The organism is Thioalkalivibrio paradoxus ARh 1 (assembly GCF_000227685.2).
In the GTDB taxonomy this organism is placed as follows: domain Bacteria; phylum Pseudomonadota; class Gammaproteobacteria; order Ectothiorhodospirales; family Ectothiorhodospiraceae; genus Thioalkalivibrio; species Thioalkalivibrio paradoxus.
Genome location: NZ_CP007029.1, coordinates 1,219,540 through 1,236,291, shown reverse-complemented (window position 1 = coordinate 1,236,291; position 16,752 = coordinate 1,219,540). Strand labels below are relative to the sequence as shown.

Annotated in this window: 19 protein-coding genes and 1 pseudogene; 3 read left to right on the top strand and 17 right to left on the bottom strand. The window is 64.0% G+C overall.

Going from position 1 to position 16,752, the window contains the following annotated elements:
- Positions 1-16: 16 nt before the first annotated feature.
- The gene (locus THITH_RS05695; protein WP_006749183.1) at positions 17-532 is read right to left on the bottom strand and encodes a GNAT family N-acetyltransferase; all 516 of its coding nucleotides are present in this window, start codon (positions 530-532) and stop codon (positions 17-19) included.
- Positions 477-776 carry a type II toxin-antitoxin system TacA family antitoxin gene (locus tag THITH_RS05690; RefSeq protein WP_051418752.1) on the bottom strand — a complete coding sequence of 100 codons (300 nt, stop codon included), beginning with the start codon at positions 774-776 and terminating at the stop codon, positions 477-479. Before THITH_RS05690 ends, THITH_RS05695 begins: the two co-directional genes overlap by 56 nt.
- Positions 777-1,025: 249 nt before the next feature.
- Between THITH_RS05690 and THITH_RS05685 the strand changes: the two genes are divergently transcribed.
- Complete coding sequence (locus THITH_RS05685) at positions 1,026-1,256, top strand: DUF6364 family protein (RefSeq protein ID WP_006749181.1); 231 nt, start codon at positions 1,026-1,028, stop codon at positions 1,254-1,256.
- Positions 1,243-1,674, top strand: a complete 432-nt coding sequence (locus THITH_RS05680) for a PIN domain-containing protein (protein ID WP_006749180.1) — start codon at positions 1,243-1,245, stop codon at positions 1,672-1,674. The genes THITH_RS05685 and THITH_RS05680 overlap by 14 nt, the downstream gene beginning before the upstream one ends.
- A 458-nt stretch (positions 1,675-2,132) precedes the next feature.
- Here THITH_RS05680 and THITH_RS05675 read toward each other — a convergent pair whose 3' ends face one another.
- From THITH_RS05675 to THITH_RS18470, 8 genes are all read right to left on the bottom strand, one after another.
- Entirely contained in the window at positions 2,133-2,552 is a 420-nt protein-coding gene (locus THITH_RS05675) for a YdcF family protein (protein WP_006749179.1), read from the bottom strand.
- Positions 2,553-2,708: 156 nt separating this feature from the next.
- A complete protein-coding gene (locus tag THITH_RS05670; RefSeq protein ID WP_232222258.1) occupies positions 2,709-3,563 on the bottom strand; it encodes a nucleotidyl transferase AbiEii/AbiGii toxin family protein in 855 nt (284 codons plus the stop codon).
- A 34-nt stretch (positions 3,564-3,597) separates the two neighbouring features.
- The gene (abiEi, locus tag THITH_RS05665) at positions 3,598-4,311 is read right to left on the bottom strand and encodes a type IV toxin-antitoxin system AbiEi family antitoxin (protein ID WP_006749177.1); all 714 of its coding nucleotides are present in this window, start codon (positions 4,309-4,311) and stop codon (positions 3,598-3,600) included.
- Positions 4,312-4,530: 219 nt separating this feature from the next.
- Positions 4,531-5,304: an ElyC/SanA/YdcF family protein gene (locus THITH_RS05660; RefSeq protein ID WP_006749176.1), complete on the bottom strand. Its 774-nt coding sequence runs from the start codon at positions 5,302-5,304 to the stop codon at positions 4,531-4,533.
- A gap of 448 nt (positions 5,305-5,752) precedes the next feature.
- The gene (locus THITH_RS19105) at positions 5,753-6,217 is read right to left on the bottom strand and encodes a protein-export chaperone SecB (RefSeq protein WP_006749175.1); all 465 of its coding nucleotides are present in this window, start codon (positions 6,215-6,217) and stop codon (positions 5,753-5,755) included.
- A complete protein-coding gene (locus tag THITH_RS05650) occupies positions 6,214-6,783 on the bottom strand; it encodes a type II toxin-antitoxin system MqsA family antitoxin (RefSeq protein ID WP_006749174.1) in 570 nt (189 codons plus the stop codon). Before THITH_RS05650 ends, THITH_RS19105 begins: the two co-directional genes overlap by 4 nt.
- Positions 6,783-7,133, bottom strand: a complete 351-nt coding sequence (locus THITH_RS05645; protein WP_006749173.1) for a type II toxin-antitoxin system MqsR family toxin — start codon at positions 7,131-7,133, stop codon at positions 6,783-6,785. Before THITH_RS05645 ends, THITH_RS05650 begins: the two co-directional genes overlap by 1 nt.
- A gap of 452 nt (positions 7,134-7,585) precedes the next feature.
- Positions 7,586-7,765 carry a YdcF family protein gene (locus THITH_RS18470; protein ID WP_156925497.1) on the bottom strand — a complete coding sequence of 60 codons (180 nt, stop codon included), beginning with the start codon at positions 7,763-7,765 and terminating at the stop codon, positions 7,586-7,588.
- 170 nt (positions 7,766-7,935) lie between these two features.
- Between THITH_RS18470 and THITH_RS17730 the strand changes: the two are divergent.
- Positions 7,936-8,112: pseudogene (locus tag THITH_RS17730) on the top strand (transposase); the annotation flags it as partial.
- 72 nt (positions 8,113-8,184) lie between these two features.
- Here the strand turns inward: THITH_RS17730 and THITH_RS05635 are convergent.
- From THITH_RS05635 to THITH_RS05605, 7 genes are all read right to left on the bottom strand, one after another.
- Complete coding sequence (locus tag THITH_RS05635) at positions 8,185-9,342, bottom strand: ATP-binding protein (protein WP_006749170.1); 1,158 nt, start codon at positions 9,340-9,342, stop codon at positions 8,185-8,187.
- A gap of 239 nt (positions 9,343-9,581) precedes the next feature.
- The gene (locus THITH_RS05630; protein ID WP_006749169.1) at positions 9,582-10,355 is read right to left on the bottom strand and encodes an ElyC/SanA/YdcF family protein; all 774 of its coding nucleotides are present in this window, start codon (positions 10,353-10,355) and stop codon (positions 9,582-9,584) included.
- A gap of 83 nt (positions 10,356-10,438) precedes the next feature.
- The gene (locus THITH_RS05625) at positions 10,439-11,143 is read right to left on the bottom strand and encodes a haloacid dehalogenase-like hydrolase (protein WP_006749168.1); all 705 of its coding nucleotides are present in this window, start codon (positions 11,141-11,143) and stop codon (positions 10,439-10,441) included.
- Between the two features lie 350 nt (positions 11,144-11,493).
- Positions 11,494-12,714, bottom strand: coding sequence for a carboxylate--amine ligase (locus tag THITH_RS05620; protein ID WP_156925495.1), 1,221 nt, complete (start codon positions 12,712-12,714; stop codon positions 11,494-11,496).
- A 244-nt stretch (positions 12,715-12,958) separates the two neighbouring features.
- Positions 12,959-14,260 (bottom strand): glycosyltransferase family 4 protein, encoded by a 1,302-nt coding sequence (locus THITH_RS05615; RefSeq protein WP_006749166.1) that lies wholly within the window; start codon positions 14,258-14,260, stop codon positions 12,959-12,961.
- A gap of 27 nt (positions 14,261-14,287) precedes the next feature.
- A complete protein-coding gene (wecB, locus tag THITH_RS05610; RefSeq protein ID WP_006749165.1) occupies positions 14,288-15,367 on the bottom strand; it encodes a non-hydrolyzing UDP-N-acetylglucosamine 2-epimerase in 1,080 nt (359 codons plus the stop codon).
- The gene (locus tag THITH_RS05605; RefSeq protein WP_232222257.1) at positions 15,364-16,491 is read right to left on the bottom strand and encodes a glycosyltransferase family 4 protein; all 1,128 of its coding nucleotides are present in this window, start codon (positions 16,489-16,491) and stop codon (positions 15,364-15,366) included. Before THITH_RS05605 ends, wecB begins: the two co-directional genes overlap by 4 nt.
- Positions 16,492-16,752: the final 261 nt, after the last annotated feature.

The following is a 16,752-nucleotide window of genomic DNA, read 5'->3' as shown; positions in this document are numbered from 1 at the left end:
GGCGGGACGATGTTCATCACGCCCCCGGCTCATCCATGAGGGAAACGCAGTCCTGAATGGGCATGAAGAGCTGGAGTCCAGCTTTTTCGATCCTGACAAAGCCGAACCGCTCGTAAAAAACGGCCGCGTGCTGATCCTTCGCATCCACTACCAGCCCACCAATCGCGGTAAATCCCCGGGAGATGGTCGCGGCATCCTCAATGGCGGCAAGCAGCGCGAGTTCACCGAAGCCACGCCCCCGAACGCTTAGATCCGAAGCGAGCCGCGCCATCCGCAGGAAGGGCACCGGGTGAGGATCGTTCCTCCAGGCCCGCACCCCTGGCGGCGGTGCGATCTCGCAGGGGGCCGTAGAGTAGTATGCAAGGATGCGCTCGGGGTGATCGACATCGACCAACACCGTGGTCCGCACGAGATGGCGCTCGTCCTGTCGCCGGGCCGTATTCCGAATGAACGTATTGAGCTCCTCGACCCCGCAGTCAAAGCCCGCGCGGTGGTGATTTCTGCTCAGCTGCTCCTTCCGGATCCGTGGCATGAACCTCTTCCTTGTAACGTCGCGCTGCCTGCCGCAGGCGGGGCAAGGGACGTGCAGGCTGATCCAGCGCCACCATCATGTTCTCGAAGGCCTCGCGGCTCGTGTTGATCCGCGTAGCCCGCTCGGTGACCTCGCTGGCTCGTTCCAGCGCTGCATCCAGCAGGAACTGGGAAACAGTCGATCCCTGCAGCTCTGCCGCCTCCTGGATCTTTTGATGAATCTCGGCACTCGCGCGGGCGACCAACCGCTTTTCCTGCTCTCTTCCCGTTGCCGCTGTCATTGCGACACCCCTCTCGTTGCCAAGCCTCCGTGTAGCTGGTGCCAGAATGGCACACACGAAAAAAATGTCAACCGCTCAAACGCATCACTTCGCGCTGCTGAGGAATCAGGAAAAAAAGGGCCGGCGGCATATACGCAACGCATCGATGCCGCTGGCCCCTGTGGACCGATCCCTATGCTATTCTGTGTGCCTGTGTGCACAGGATGATGGATCATGAAGAACATCACGCTGTCGGCCGAAGAAAGGTTGATCGAGAGGGCAAGGGCCGAGGCGGCCCGCCGGGGCAAGAGTCTGAACCAGTTGATTCGCGACTACCTCGAGGAACTTGCCGGTCAGCGCGAGCCGAGCCAAGAATTCGAACGTCTGCGCGAATTGAGCAAGCTATCGCAGGGCCGGCGCGGAGACTGGCGCTTCAACCGTGACGAAGTGCATGAGCGCTCGTAGCTTTTTCGATACCAACCTGCTGGTTTACACCGACGACCTGGATGCGCCGGAAAAGCAGGACCGCGCCTTGTCGCTGTGGCAGGAGCATAGAAGCCAGGGGCGTGCGGTGATCTCGATCCAGGTGCTGCAGGAGTATTTCTGGGCCGCAACCCGCAAGCTGGGTGTCGACCCCGGTATTGCGACCGAAAAGCTGATGTTGTTTGCTCGCGCCGATGTGATGACGCCTCGGACCAATGACGTGGTATCGGCGGCGCGGTTGTCTATCGAACACCAGCTTTCTTTCTGGGATGGGATGATCGTTCAGATGGCGATCCAGGCCGATTGTGCCGTCCTGTTTTCCGAAAACATGCAGGCAGGGCGCCGGTTTGCCGGCGTAGAGATCGTCAACCCCTTCGTGGCTGAACCAGGCAAGCACTGACACAGCCCATGGGGTCACCCATGGGGTCAGATTTCGCCACCAGCACCTGGTAGTGGTGGCCCATCAGGCAGTACGCCGAGAGCACTTGGTTGAACCGCTGCACCGCTTGCGCCAGGTCTCGACGAACCGCCGATGATCCGCTTCGTCAAGGTAGATCCGGCCTCGCCGGTTACCACGCGCCGTCACGTGATCCAGCGTCCATGGATACTCCGCACGTGACGGTCGAGCCCCCCTCGGGCCCCCTGCGTCCATCCCTGGAAAGCCCACTATGCATCGACGAGGCATAAGGCAAGGTCTGACCCCGTTGCGCTACATGAACCACCATGCGGTGCGGGCGCGGGGCTCGCGACCGTTCGGCAGACACGGCTTCCGCGGGGCTTGCGCAAACGCCCATTGCGGTACCCGACCCGCCGCCCGCCACCCGGGATGCGGCCAACGCCGACACCCGTGGCGTGCGCCTACCGCCCGCGGTGATCCCAATCCAACGCCCACAACCCCAGCGTCTCGTGCACCACCCGCTCCGTCTTGCGCAGATTCCCAGCCGAAGGCAACCAGTACGCCAGCGTCCGCACCCGCGCGCTCCCCGTCTTGAATCCCGTCGGCGCCGGGATGGGCTGCAAGCCGGCCCGCTCGAAGTGCCGCACCGCGTGCCGCATGCGCGAGGCGGACGTCACCAGAAAGAAACGCTCGCCGTCGGCCAGCGCGTCCCGCACCGCGTACGCCTCCTGTGCCGTATCCGTGGGCGTGTCCAGCACCACGATGCGCTCGGCCGGCACCCCGAGTGCCTGCGCCGCCTGCGCGTAACCCTGCGCCACCGGCTTGACGCCCGTACGGCGGCTGCCGCCACTGACCACCAGCGTGAGGTCCGGGAGCGGCATCAGGAGGGTCGCGACCAAGGATTTCAGGGTGGCGAACAGGTGACCTGCCCGGCAATTGCGCGCCCGCTACACCCGCGAAACCGGCCTGGAGCCCGAGGCCGATTGCGCGGCATCCGCCGGACCGGTTCTGCTGATCGTCCTTGTCGACATCGCATTTCATCGCCCAGACTGTAGCGCGCTCCGAACCGTTGTCAGCAGACCATCAATCTCGCTGGCAAGAAAATCCAGGAACTTGGGTTTTGCAAGGGTTCGTTGCTGCACGTCAACCGGCAGAAAGCGGTTCATTTCCTGGGCAAAGGCAGCGCTACGGACGATGGCAGGCAGTCTGGCGCGCAGGTCGTCCAGCCGGTCGCGGTAGTCGGTGATGCGGTAGTCCTCGATCTTGCTTGCGACCCACCCCGGATTGACCGCCGCCCCCTGCTGCTTGAGCCAGCGCAAATCCCAGATATCCCGATGGCGCACGTAGCGCTGATTATTGACCAGCGACACCAGCTTGTCGGCCATGATCTCATCCAGCGATTCGGCCAACACCAGCGTATCGCCGTAGCCATCGGGCAGAAAGTCATAGTTGAGACGGAGGCTGCGCGGCTGTCGAGAATAGGCCTCGACATTGGCGATTTCGAGCTTGATCCGCTGCCGCGGAATATCAGGCCCTATGGGTGCGGTGATGATCGCGATCTGCCAGGTGCCGACATGAATGCCGCGGTGGCCCGGATCATCGACGAGCTCGACCGGCTCACGCACGATCACCTCGAGGCCATAGCGCTGGCCGATGTAGGCTTCCAGTGCGGCCCTGATGCCGTCGACCCGCGCGCGCGAAAAGTCTCGCCCGCCGGCAAAGTCCAGATCCTCGCTGAAACGGGGTGAGCCGTAGCAGAGACGAAGCGCCGTCCCGCCCTGAAACGTCAACTCATCGAGCAGCCCGTCGCGGTCGAGCCCGAACAGGATGTCGTAGTGCAGCAGTTCCTTTTCGATCACCGGGCGCATGTGGCCACGACCCGACTGCGCCATCGCCCGAGCCGTCAGCGCGGCGAAATCGACCCGGTCAGTCATCGGCCAGGGCCCGCGCATCGACCAGATGGGTGTTGCGGCCCACCCGCTTGAGATCACGCCAGGCCGCTTGCGGTGTGGCCATGCGTAGCGGCCGGCCCACTAGGCGCGTATTTTCCAGAATATCGGCCGGTGACCGCTTGGTATGGGTGAATTCAATGGTGCCCCAGGGCGTTCGATACACGCCCGATCGGCCCGTCGTCATGGCCGTCAGGCGATCGACCGGAATCTGTGAAATCGCCCCATACTCCGACAGCGCCGATTCCAGGCTGGTGTAACTGTAGTGGCCGCGGCGCAGGGCCACAGCAATGCGTTCGATCACATCGGAACCCGGATCGCCCGTCAGTACATACACATACACACCGCGGCACGCCCGCGCCAGCACGCCCTCGTCCACCAACCTCCCGAGCGCAGCCAGCAGGGTCCGCCGCTGGTCCGCAGGAAACAGCTTGGCCAGATCCCCCACGGTAAACACGACGCGCCCAGCCCGGGCCCACTCGGCCAATGTCTTGATCGCAACAGACTGCTCCATGGCCCCCAAGTATACAGAAACACCATTAGAACACTGCTTTTCCGTAAACCTGAATCCTGAAATCGGGACCCGCAACCCGATGGGAAAGACCTCTGTTCCGGTTTGTGGCAGCTCCAGCGCGTTGCATCCCTCGAAACCATCCGACAATACATCGAGCAACAACAGCAGACGCCACACGAACCGTTCCAATGGAGGAGGATGGCGACACGGGATTTCAGGGCGGCGGACAGGCACCCCCGTGCGGTGAGGGCGAGGGGCGCGCGACCGTTCGGCAGGCACGGCTTCCGCGGGGCTTGCACAAACGCCCATTGCGGTAGCCGACCCGCCGCCCGTCGACGAAGCGGGGGACAGACGCGTGACCGGGCGGCGGCCAACGCCGACACGCGGGACGCGCGCCTACCGTCCCCGGTGATCGAGTTCCAGCGCGAGCAGGCCCAGCTTCTCGTGCACGGCCCGCTCGGTCTTGCGCAGGTTCCCGGCCGACGGCAGCCAGTACCCCAGCGTCCGCACCCGCTCGCTCCCCGTCTTGAACCCTGTGGGCGCCGGAATCGGTTCAAGCCCCGCCCGCTCAAAGTGCCGCACCGCGCGCGGCATGTGCGAGGCCGACGTCACCAGGAAGAAGCACTCGCCGTCCGCCAGCACCGCCCGCACCGCGTACGCCTCCTGCGCGGTATCGACCGGCGTATCCAGCACCGCGATGCGCGCGGGATCCACCCCCAGCGCCTGGGCCGCCTGCGCGTAGCCCCGCGCCACCGGTAGGCGCGCTGCGTCCCGGCTCGCGCCGCTCACCAGCAAGCGCGCCTCCGGCAACGCCTCGAGCAGGCGCAGCCCTTCCATCAGGCGCACCGACCAACTCGTGTTCAACCGCACCGAGGCCGGCGCCCCCTGCTCCGGATCCCATCCGGCGCCGAGCACCACCACCGCGGTCACGTCCCCGTGATCGCGGGGATCCAGGATAGGAGGATACGTCGCCTCCAGCGGCGCCAGCAGGCGGTTCGCGACCGGGGCCCAGGACGCCAGGAAGACCAGCAGCAGGCCCAGCACCAGCAGCAGGCGCCCGAGCCCGCGTCGGCCGAGCGACCACACGAGCGCGGCGAAAAGGACGAGCAGGGTCGCCAGCGCCAGGGGTGCGGCGAGGGCGCCGACGAGGGGTTTGAGGACGTCGAGCATGAGGTTAGACGAAGATCAATCGCTGGAAACGCGCGACGACCGAATGTTGTAACTCGGGGCCTATCGATTCGCGCTCTTGCAAGTGCGTGATTACGGCGCCGGCGTTCGCCAGCGCCTCGAGCACGGATCACTGAATGCCCTCCCCGAGGAAGAACGGAAGCATCAAGAACCGGCACGCGACGACACGTACAATCTGCCGGGCGTTCTTCGGCAGATCCGGCCATGCCCAACCCAGCGCGTGATCGTATTCCAGGCGAGGCTGACCGGGCACGGCTTCCAACGCCCCGCCTTGCCATACGCGCCCAGCTCTCGCAGAATCCAACGCGGAGGCTTTGTTGGCGGCAGCGCCGGCACTGCCTTCTTCGTTCCCCACCTGCTGAATTCAACGCACCACGCGCATAGTGCCGCGCTTCGATCGCAATGACAGGGCCTTTTGTTCAGTACTTCCCTAGCCGTCTGCGCCCCCCGAGAACAGCGGGATTTGAAGCGGTGGCAGTCGCGCTTTGCCGATCAGGTCGAAGACATGCTGACGCCAGAATGGCCACACGTTGTGCACTGCATTCAGATTGCTGAAAACATGCAGGGCTTCCTCGGACACGTCGGTGACAAGCTCGTAGATCACCATGTACTCGGCTTCCACACCAAAATAGATCGTGGGTTCGTCCTTGCTGTCATCGTCCACGAGCCGTTCTCCGAGCGAGACCACGACCTGTAGCCTTTTCCCGGCAGCTTCCTCGCTTCCAAATGCCGTGACGCGATAACTCACGCCGCGCTTATGCTGTTGAACAGCAGCCAATTCTTCCGCTTCGGGAAACGGCTCCCCATGAACAAAGTGGGATTCATACAGCACGATGTCATGCAGGCGAAGGCCTGCGACGGCCTGCTGAAGCAGAGTGGAATCCGCCGTGCTCACGCTGCACGGTCCTTGGTCCACTTGGCAAGGCTCACGACGACGAATCCGTCGGCACGCTGTGCCTGTCCGTGCCGCGCCGGACCCTGCAGACGAACGGGATCCCCACCCACGTATTCACCGGGCTTGGGCGCCACGGATCCAAGGGATTCTGCTGGCGGTGAGGCCAACTCTTGCAGCAAAGCAGGATAGCGTCCCACCAGTCGCAACAGGCGATCCATCGCAACGCTCTGGATAACTTCCCCGCGCTCGTACTTGGAGAACGCGTTCGCGCCACCACCAAAGAGCGCGGACGCATCACGTTGCCTAAGCCCTAAATGCTCGCGCAAGCGCCGGATCTGTTCCCCGGTGAGAAGCCCATCCGCTTCACGACGCGCATCGGAGATCCGCGCGTGGTTGCGACGGATCTGATCCTCAAACACTGGATCCGCTCCGCACTCCGCACACAGATAGCCCTCCAGATCGTCCACCACCAGGCTCTTGCCCTGATGCTGGAACGTGTCGCTGTAGCGGTGCGGCTGCAGCGCCCCGCTTTCGCATACGGGGCAAATCGAAGAGGTTTCAGTCATTAGCGTTCTCTGTGAAAGGAGGCCAATACGACCACCAGGCAATTCGGTCCGAGCTTCAGCTTCACGTAGAGTTCGTCAACGGCATCCGCAGGACCGGCATAGCGCACATGGTAGACATCAAACCAGGGTCCAGAAGGCTCGTACTGCTCGGAGCGATGGAAGTGACACGCGTTCAACGAGGCGAGGCATCGATGCACATCCTCCGGTCGATAAGCCAGATTTTCCACATCGCGTTGCACCCTGCTCCCCGCGTAGCGAACGCGACCCGTCTTGGCGAGTTCGATCACGCGCGAAAGCGCATAGCTCGGTGTATCCCGGCATGCGCTCGCGAATCGCTCGTTACTCACCATTATGGTTACCGGCTACGGAACGTCAAGTGGTTTGGGAAAAAACAGGGAAACAGCCAGGTCCGCCTTGTTGACTCCGGCCTCTTCAATTTCCTGCCAGAGTGCCTCTGGTCACCCGGGTAATGAGACGTTCCTGGGCGACCAGCCGGGCGTTCTCCGGGCTTTCGACGGCCCAACGGTCCAGAAAATCTGGTCATGCCCGCTGCTCCTCGATCGTTCGCCAGTTCTGGATCACGCCCCCCTGCGGGGGCTCGCAGTGACGGCCACACCGTCATCGCGGGGGCCGAAGGCCCGCGGCGATCCAACCGCCGCATGGACTGCCACGTAGGCCACACCCCCGTAGGAGCGAGCCTGCTCGCGAACGCGCCGCAGGCGCGCTCAACGTCGGGGCCGCACCCAATACCCATTCGCGTGCGAGGCACGCTCCTACACGCCGGCCCCAACCACCCCAAACCCTACCCCACCCGAACAATCTCCCCCTGCGGATCCCGCTCGCGGATGCGCGCCACCTGCGCCGCCGCGGCATAGCCCTGCGCCACCGGCGCCTCGTCGGCACGGCGGCTGCCGCCACTGACCACCAGCGTCGCGTCCGGCAGGGCCTCGAGCAGGCGCAGCCCCTCCATCAGGCGATGCACCGAACTGTCGTTGAGCCGCGTGCCAGCAGGCCCAAAGTCTCGTGAATCGCCCGCTCCGTCTTGCGCAGGTTGCCGGCTGACGGCACCCAGTACGACAGCGTCCGCACCCGCTCGCTCCCCGTCTTGAATCCCGTCGGCGCCTGAATCAGCGCAAGCCCCGCGCGCTCGAAGTCGTGAACCGTCTGAAGGGCGTAGCCAGCCGCCTGCTGCGCAAGGAGCGGCCCGACCTGGAACCGCGGTATTGGCAAGGCACGCTCTGGTCGCCGTCCTATTTCGCCGGGAGCGGTGACGGTGCGCCCACAGCGATCATCCGCCAGTACATCGAACAGCAGCGGACACCACCCTGAAGACCCAAGGGCGGCTACGCCGTCCGCGCGATCCTTCCCCGCCCTGAACGGCGGGGCTTGCCGCGCATCGGGTCAAGGTCTTCCCAGGGAAGTCCAGGGCATGACCGCGACGCCGCGTTGGTCGCGTTCCTCTTCCCCGGCGTACACCAACAGGGGCGATGACCCTTCCGCGCCTGCCAACGCGCACCAACGTTCCAGCCCTCGGAACGCATCACGGCTGAGGGTCGCCCCCGACTTGATCTCCACCGGCTGCAATATGCCGGCCCGATCGATGACCAAGTCCACCTCCCGCCCGGCCCGATCCCGCCAGAAAGCGAGGTTGGACGGTAATCCCCGGTTCCAGCGCGCCTTCAGAAACTCGCCGACCACAGCCGTCTCGAACAGCGCGCCTCGCAGGGGGTGCGTGGCCAGTTGGCTGGCATTCTCGATGCCCAGCAGCCAGCAGGCAAGGCCCGTATCCAGCATGTACAGCTTCGGGGTCTTGACCAACCGCTTGTTGAAATTGCGATGGTGCGGCGGCAAACGATGGATGACGTAGCTGGCCTCCAGCACCGACAGCCACTCACGAATCGTGTTGTGACTGACGCCAACCTCTTCGCCCAGCGCCGACTGGTTCAACAACTGACCCGTGCGACCCGCCACCAGCCGCAGAAAGCGCTGGAACACGGCAAGATCGCGCACCTCGATGAGCTGGCGCACGTCACGTTCAAGATAGGTCTGTACGTAGCTCCCGTACCAGAGACGCGGATCCACGGGCCGGTCATGAACCGGTGGGTAGGCACCCTCCCACAACCAGTCATTCACGCTGGCCGGTTCCCGCTCCGCTGCCTGCAGCTCACCCAAAGCGAATGGCAACAGCGCCAGCATGCCGACACGGCCCGCCAGGCTCTGGGACACCGCGGAGAGCATCCCGAACTGCTGCGATCCGGTCAGGATCCACTCGCCCAGCCGCCCGGACGCATCGACCCGTGTCTGGAGATAGGAAAACAGCTCCGGACAGCGCTGCACCTCATCGAGGGTCGCGCCCCCGGGGTACTGCTCCAGAAAACCGCGAGGATCATCGGTCGCAAACTCGCGACGATCTGGATCCTCCAGCGACACATACGGGCGATCGGCAAACACCGCACGCACCAGGGTGCTCTTGCCCGACTGACGTGGCCCCGTGACCGCGACCACTGGGAAACTGGCGACCAACTGCTGGAGGATGACGGCGGCGTCTCTCGTGATCATGTGCAGATTGTAAGTTGGGATTACAATCTGCACAATTCTGAAGCCGAGGCATTCCCCGCACCCTATGGGAGCGAGCCCGCTCGCGAACGCGCGCAGCGGACGGCTTCCGCGGGGCTTGCACAAACGCCCATTGCGGTAGCCGACCCGCCGCCCGTCGACGAACCGGGGGACGAACGCGTGACCGGGCGGCGCTCCCCGTCACCCGGAATGCGGCCAACGCCGACACCCGTGGCGCGCGCCTACCGCCCGCGGTGATCGAGTTCCAGCGCGAGCAGGCCCAGCGTCTCGTGAACGGCCCGCTCGGTCTTACGCAGGTTTCCGGCCGACGGCAACCAGTACCCCAGCGTGCGCACCCGCTCCCTGCCCGTCTTGAATCCCGTCGGCGCCGGAATCGGTTCCAGTCCCGCGCGCTCGAAATGGCGCACCGCGCGTGGCATGTGCGACGCCGACGTCACCAGGAAGAAGCGCTCGCCGTCCGCCAGCACCGCCCGCACCGCGTAGGCCTCCTGCGCGGTGTCGACCGGGGTATCCAGCACCACGAGGCGCGCGGGCTCCACCCCCAGCGCCTGCGCCGCCTGCGCGTAGCCCAGCGCCACCGGCAGGCGCGTCGCGTCCCGGCTCGCGCCGCTCACCAGCAAACGCGCGTCCGGCAGCGCCTCGAGCAGGCGCAGCCCCTCCATCAGGCGCACCGACGAACGGGTGCTTAGCCGGATCGAGGCAGGAGCATCGAAATCAGGCTCCCACCCGGCACCGAGCACCACCACCGCAGTCACGTCCCCCTGATCGCGCGGATCCCACACCGGCGGATAGGCGCCCTCCAACGGCGCCAACAGGCGGTTCGCGACCGGGGCCCAGGACGACAGGAAGATCAGCAACAGGCCCAGCACCAGCAGCAGACGCCCGAGCACACGCCGGCCCCGCCACAGCGCCAGCGCGGCCAACAGCACGAGCAGCGTCGCCAGCGCCAACGGCGCCGCGAAGGCGCCGACGAGGGGTTTGAGGGTGTCGAGCATGCGTCAGCTCACAGAAACGTTATCGCGAGGCCCTGTCATTGCAATGACAGGGCCTCGCAGTGACGGCCACAAAGCCCCCACCGTCATCGCGAGGGGCGAAGCCCCGTGGCGATCCAGCCGGCGCGTGGGCTGCCGCGCCAGTTTGCCGCGGCCTTTGCCACGGCCTCCGGCCTCGCAATGACAGGGGCTCGCGGTGACGGAGGGAGTACAGGCTCCTCGCAGTCGGTGACGGGCTCACCACCCCACACCCTACCCCACACAATCTCGCCCTGCGGGTCACGCTCACGGATACGCGCCACCTGCGCCTCGCGGCACACCCAAACGCGTTTCTCCGCGAGTTCCAGCATGGGGAGGTCGCTCAACGCATCCGACCAGGCTTCCACGAACCGCGGCGGGGCCGGCTGCCTGTTCACCCAAGCATGAGTCCGCGGTACCTTCGCGGCCCCGTAGCAGCCCGCACCCTCGACCGCCCCGGTAAAGCGCCCGTCCCGCGCCGCGAACCGCGTGCCCAGCACCGTCACCGGGAAATCCCGCAGCGCTTCGCGCACCGCGAGTTCCGCCGAGGCGGTCACTACCAGCACGGTTTGCCCGGCCGCAGCCCGCTCGCGCATCAGATCGGCGAGCTCAGGCCGAATCAGTGGCACCACGTCGTTGCGGTAGCGTTGCAGGGTCGGCCGCACCTGTTCGTCGGACAATCCCCGCAGCGACCCAGCCACGCAGCGGTCCTTGGCGCGCGGGATTCGTTCTTCGTTCCCGCCCACCGCCAGCCGCAACAGCGGCACCAGCACCGAGAAGACCCGCCACGCCCGCCGACCCGGAGCAACGCAAACACCAGCACCCGCGTGGTATCGCGGCGCGTGATCGTTCCGTCGAAGTCGAGCAGCACCACGTCCACCCTGACTACCACGGATGCCCCGCAGACCAGAAAAGACCATGCAGGACGTCATCGCGAACAGCGGCCTTCAGCCGCGCGCGCAGCCTTTAGCCGCGAGCGCAGCGTGGCGGGTGGCGGGGCGCGGCAATCCATTCCGCGCCGATGTTGCCCGCGCTGCTTGGATTGCCACGCTACGCTCGCAATGACGGACAGAGTTCGTGAGTGACCGTTCTTTCGGAGGATCCGTGCTCAGCACGACGTCCGCTACCCGATCATCCCCTTCTCCACCGGGTTGAGGCTCCGCCCCCGGATCGCATTCTCCAGGTACACGCCCACCTCGCCCAGGAACACCAGCGGATCGTCCCAGAAGAAGTCGTCCAGCGCGTCGGCGCGCGCCTGAAACAGCGTGCGGTAGGCGTCGCACAACTGGCCGGACAATACCTGCCGCGCGCCCACGGCGAGATCCCCCAGCAGCCAGCGGCTCCGCCACGGCAGCCGCACCGCCGCCTTTTCCTGATACGCGCGCGCCACTTCTTCGCCTTCTACCGCACACAGCCATGCGAGATACGGGAATTCCACTCCGGCGCTGATCGGCAGCGCGATCGACCCCCACATCCGCGGGTTCACTTCAACGAACCAAAAGCGTCCCGTGGCGGGACACACCTTCCACTCGCTCATGGCCAGCCCGTGCCAGCCGATCGCATCGAAGATCCGCTGCGCCGCTTGTTCGAGGCCCGCGTTCGCCACCGCCTCGCGCAGCGTGCTGGTGCCGCCGGTCGCGATCTTTTCGCGAACACGACGATGCGTGAACATGGCCACCCGGCTCCCTTTCCAGTAGAGCACCGAACAGCCCCAGCCCTCGCCGAAAACATGTTCCTCCACCTGCGGCAGGCGATCGGCAGGCAAGTCGAATTCCCGCACCAGCCGCCGCACCATGTCCGCCGCCTCGGCGGGCGAGTGAGCATAGAACACACCTTTGGCGCTGTTCCCGGTGCGGAGCTTGATCACGCAACGCTCAAACCCCTGCTCGCGAAGCCTCTTAGCCAATTCATCGGCATTCGAGTACGGTACACGCAGCGGAACCGGCACTTGGCAGGACCGCGCCAACTCGTAGCCCCGCGCCTTGTCGTTGAACAGCGCGCAGTGCCCGGCATCCGGAATCAATGCATCCAGCCCCGGTGGCAGTCGTTCACGATGCTTGGCCAGGATCTCGGTTTCGTTGTGTGAGGGGAGCACCAGCCCAATCGAATGCGCTTGGCAAATCGCGGCCACGTCCGCGACGAAACCCGCCTCGTCCGCGTAATGCGATCGGTACCGCGCAAAACGCGCCTTGCGGCGCGACGCCTGACACATGCCCAGGCGGCGACGGTCCGCCACGCTCACCCTGATGCCGTGGTCGGTCAGGTTCCGCAGGGCGGCGTAGGACGAGCGTACAAACGCATCGGTTACAAGAACTGTTTGCATTGTCTTGAGACCCCTACGCATCTACACGGCTGTTACCAGACGCACAGCAAGGCTCGATACTGGGCGCGTGGCTAGCGGTTACCCAGGTGGGATATCCACCCACTAAAGCACATAGCCTTATAGAGACTCGCATAAGTACTCGCGGCCTTGGGGCGGTCTAATCCCCGCCATAGGCTTATTCGAAAGTGCAGCCAAAGCGCGGGCACTTTTGCAATCCTCCATACCAAATCGCACTGTCCGCCGTTTCCCAAGCGACGGCCACATCTCACCGCCAGAACCTCGGCCCGAGCGCACGACTCTCCCGACTGCGCTCGGCAACCACATCATCAAGAATGTCGGCAAAACGCTTAGCCAAGACTTCGAATCGATGGTTTTCCGAAACGTACTTGCGGGCCGACTCGCCCATTGCCGATCGCTCCTCGGCGGGAAGCGCGACTAGTTTCTCCATTGCATCAGCCAAGGACACTGGATCGTCGGGCTCTGCGGTAAGCCCCGCACCCGCCTCGGCAACCGGATTGTTCGCTGCGCTCAGCGAGATGACAATTGGACGACCAGCCGCCAAGTAATCGAACAGCTTGTTCATGCTTATCCCATACCGATAGAGACCGGGAAGCGCCCTTACGGTAATAACGAACGCGTCCGCCTGCGCCGCCAGATTTGGAATCTCTCTTTTTTCGACTCTCGACTCAAAAGAAATATTGCTCAACCCAAGCTGTTGGCTCATCTCGATGAGTGTCGGCTTCAAGCCACCCCCACCAATCATTCGCAGCTGTACCGCATCGGCTCGCCCCCTTCTCTTCAGAATCCCCATGGCCTCGATCAACGTCTCGAGACCGTTCGCTTGTCCATGAGCCCCGAAGTACATGAAAGTAAAGGGTTGGCAAGAAGGACCCCGGGGGGGGCGGTTTCGAGAGTACAGCGTCAGGTCAACCCCATTCGGGATCCAATTTACACGATCTTCTGGGATCCCGAGTGGCGCAATGTACTCAACCGCCTTCGGCAACAAAACCACGATTCGGTCCGCAGACCGATACAACCATAGCTCCAACCGCCGCATCAGCCAAGTGACAGCGCTCCCTTCTCTTAACCGTCCCATCTCGATCAATGTCTGCGGCCAGAGATCACGCACCTCGAACACGAAAGGGACTCTATGACGCCGCGCCAATAGCGCTGCAGCGACTGCGGCAAACGGGTGCACGCTAGAGCCGACGACTACTTCGGGATCCGGAATTCCTCGCGTATATCGGGGCAAAAGCATCCGCCCAAAATAGGCCAGCATATTCTTGATTCGGCCAATCCCGTTACCTTGGTATGCCGGCGTGCGGATGCGCCGGAACGACACTCCCTCAATTTGCTCATCCCGGTATCCCTCATTTCGGGCAACCGTCTGCCGTATATCATCTCGATTGACACTGGCGGTAAATACGGTCGCCACCCAACCCAGAGGAACAAGCTTCTGGGCCAGATGGAAATGACGGGTCCCGCCGCTTTCCGATGGCCCACGCGCGTAGTGGTTGAGCACCCATACGTGCTTGGTGCGCACCGCCCCAGTCTGTTTTTGAGTCATGGTGAGTCCGACGCCTTGCGGCACTGATCAAGAGCCCCGAGGGATAGTCAAAGAACCAGCAATCAACCGAGCCGCGTCCCCTTGCCCGTAGTGTGAAACGTTCAATCCGGAGCTGCCCAACCGGGTCTCCATTGCCTCAGGGATCAACCCGCTCAGTGCCGGCGCCAGCCGGTTCCACCCCGCCTCGACGAGTTCCACCCATTCGGTCTCGTCCCGAAGGGTTACGCAGGGTACTTGGTGAAAGAACGCTTCCTTCTGCACGCCGCCCGAGTCGGTTGCGATCAGGATGGCATTCCGCTCCAGTTGGACCATATCCAGGTACCCAACGGGCGGAATGCCCTGCACGTTCTCGGGCAATACCAAGCCAAAGCGGGTTAACCGGCTGTGCGTGCGGGGGTGGAGGGGCAGAATGATGCGCTGGCCGCTCGCGCGGAACCCATCGAGAATAGCCTCGAGACGCGCAGGATCGTCGGTGTTTTCGGCCCGGTGGAGCGTCGCGAGAACGTAGCTTTTCGGGTTTAGATTCAGATCGCGCAGGATCGAGCTCACGCGCTCGGCCTTCTTGCCATAGAACAAGGCCGCGTCGTACATCACGTCGCCGACCTGCTCCACAGCATCGCTCTCAATTCCCTCGTTCCTTGGGTTGGTCACGGCCGCCGCTGTGGGCGCGAAGAGCCGCGTCGCCGCGTGGTCGGTCAACACCCGGTTTATCTCCTCGGGCATGCGCCGGTTGAACGACCGCAAACCCGCCTCGACGTGCGCCACTGGGATATGCAGCTTCACAGCTGCCAACGCTCCGGCGAGGGTCGAATCGGTATCCCCGTAGACCAATAGCCAATCCGGTCGCTGATCCAGCAGCACCCGCTCGATTCCCTCGATCATGCGCCCGGTATTCTGACCGTGGGATCCGCCGCCGATCCCGAGGTTGAACGCAGGTTCGGGAATTTCGAGTTCCTCGAAAAACCGCGCCGACATGTCGATATCGAAATGCTGCCCCGTGTGGAGAATCTGCTCCTCTATCACCGAACGCACGGAAATCGCACGTGATACGACGGCCGCCTTGATGAACTGCGGGCGCGCGCCAACCACCGTAAGGATCCGAATCATCCGATCACCTCCCGGGTTTCTCCGCCGAGCAGGCGGCGGTACAGGTCGAGAAGCTTCTCTGCTTCCGGCTCCCAGTGGTACACCCGTTCCACCGCCTCGCGGCCGCGGCGCCCCATGGCCTCGGCCTCCTCGGGATGATCCAGCAACCATTGCATGGCTTCAGCGATGGCCCTGGGATTCAGCGGATCGACCAACAAACCGCAGCCAGCTCCGTCCACGATCTGCCGCCACAACGGGAAGTCCGAAGCGATCACCGGCAGACCGGCGGCCATGTATTCGAACATCTTCACGGGATACGCATCGGGGTAGTTGGCCGTCGGGTGGAGCACAACCAGGCCAGCGCGAACCTGACCAAGCATCTGCGCGACCTCTGGCCTTGACGCCCAGCCCCGGTAATCCACATGCTGCCAACCAGCAAGCGCCTTCAACTCGACCTCCAGGCCGGAGGGTTGAAAGCCCCCCGCAAGCTGCAGACGAACCGGTTGCCGCTCCGCGATCACCTCCAGCGCCTGGATCATCTCCACTGCACCCCGCTTTCGGGTAATCCCCCCGACGTAGGCGACGTGCTCCGGTCGCTGGGCGTAGTTCGCCTCCACGACCGACGGCCATTCCGAAAGCAACGGAAAGTTCTGCACCACCACCGTCTTTGCAGCCGGAAACCGCTCTGCGATTCTCGGCGTTGCGGGCACCAACCCGTCGAAAATGTGGGCCGCGACCCATTCCACCGCTTCCACCGTCCAAGCCACCGGGTGCCGGATCAGGGCCGGAAGATATTTCTTGTTTTGGATCTGCCGGGGCACATCCTCGTGAATGTCGTAAACCACCTTGATGCCGGACAACTTCAGGGCCAGCCCCACTGGAATCAGCTCTGGGTCGTGGAAGTGCGCGACTTTCGGGCGCGCCTTGTGCACCGCCCGGTACATCCGCCACGCACCCACGCTCATCCTACGCAGCCGCCCGCCGCTCACGAGACCGGTGTCGATGACGCGCATGCCGTTCTCGTCTGTTTCGTCGCCAAGACCATCCTGAACGAACAGGGACACTGGCACCCCGAGTGTCTCCGCAAGCGACGAAGCCTCTTTCACCCGAATGCGGATGTCCGTGCGTGGGTGAACATTGGTCATGTGACAGATCATTGGTACCGCCTAAAGAAAGGATCGCTGGTAAGTTACTAATGCGACTGTTGGAAATGCCACCTCCCGCTCTCCGATGCGTAGGCGCAAGGCCATTGTAAAGTGGCTTTACCAATAGCCCGTTTTGTATTGTTCAAAGCCGCGACAAAGGCTTGCTTCTGCAATATTCTCAGGCGTAACGGATCCGACCTGTGAAACGGGGCGCGGAAGAACACAGGCTTTCGCACAGATCATCCGTACTGAGCGTGGTTG

Coding starts and splice junctions, on each gene's coding strand:
- THITH_RS05675 (WP_006749179.1), bottom strand. CDS start 2,552: ATGCCGCTCCCGGACCTCACGCTGGTGGTCAGTGGCGGCAGCCGCCGT.
- THITH_RS05660 (WP_006749176.1), bottom strand. CDS start 5,304: ATGCTCGACGTCCTCAAACCCCTCGTCGGCGCCCTCGCCGCACCCCTG.
- THITH_RS05680 (WP_006749180.1), top strand. CDS start 1,243: ATGAGCGCTCGTAGCTTTTTCGATACCAACCTGCTGGTTTACACCGAC.
- THITH_RS05635 (WP_006749170.1), bottom strand. CDS start 9,342: ATGATCACGAGAGACGCCGCCGTCATCCTCCAGCAGTTGGTCGCCAGT.
- THITH_RS05695 (WP_006749183.1), bottom strand. CDS start 532: ATGCCACGGATCCGGAAGGAGCAGCTGAGCAGAAATCACCACCGCGCG.
- THITH_RS05615 (WP_006749166.1), bottom strand. CDS start 14,260: ATGACTCAAAAACAGACTGGGGCGGTGCGCACCAAGCACGTATGGGTG.
- THITH_RS05650 (WP_006749174.1), bottom strand. CDS start 6,783: ATGACTGAAACCTCTTCGATTTGCCCCGTATGCGAAAGCGGGGCGCTG.
- THITH_RS05685 (WP_006749181.1), top strand. CDS start 1,026: ATGAAGAACATCACGCTGTCGGCCGAAGAAAGGTTGATCGAGAGGGCA.
- THITH_RS05605 (WP_232222257.1), bottom strand. CDS start 16,491: ATGACCAATGTTCACCCACGCACGGACATCCGCATTCGGGTGAAAGAG.
- wecB (WP_006749165.1), bottom strand. CDS start 15,367: ATGATTCGGATCCTTACGGTGGTTGGCGCGCGCCCGCAGTTCATCAAG.
- THITH_RS05630 (WP_006749169.1), bottom strand. CDS start 10,355: ATGCTCGACACCCTCAAACCCCTCGTCGGCGCCTTCGCGGCGCCGTTG.
- THITH_RS05620 (WP_156925495.1), bottom strand. CDS start 12,714: ATGCGTAGGGGTCTCAAGACAATGCAAACAGTTCTTGTAACCGATGCG.
- THITH_RS05670 (WP_232222258.1), bottom strand. CDS start 3,563: ATGGCGCAGTCGGGTCGTGGCCACATGCGCCCGGTGATCGAAAAGGAA.
- THITH_RS05645 (WP_006749173.1), bottom strand. CDS start 7,133: ATGGTGAGTAACGAGCGATTCGCGAGCGCATGCCGGGATACACCGAGC.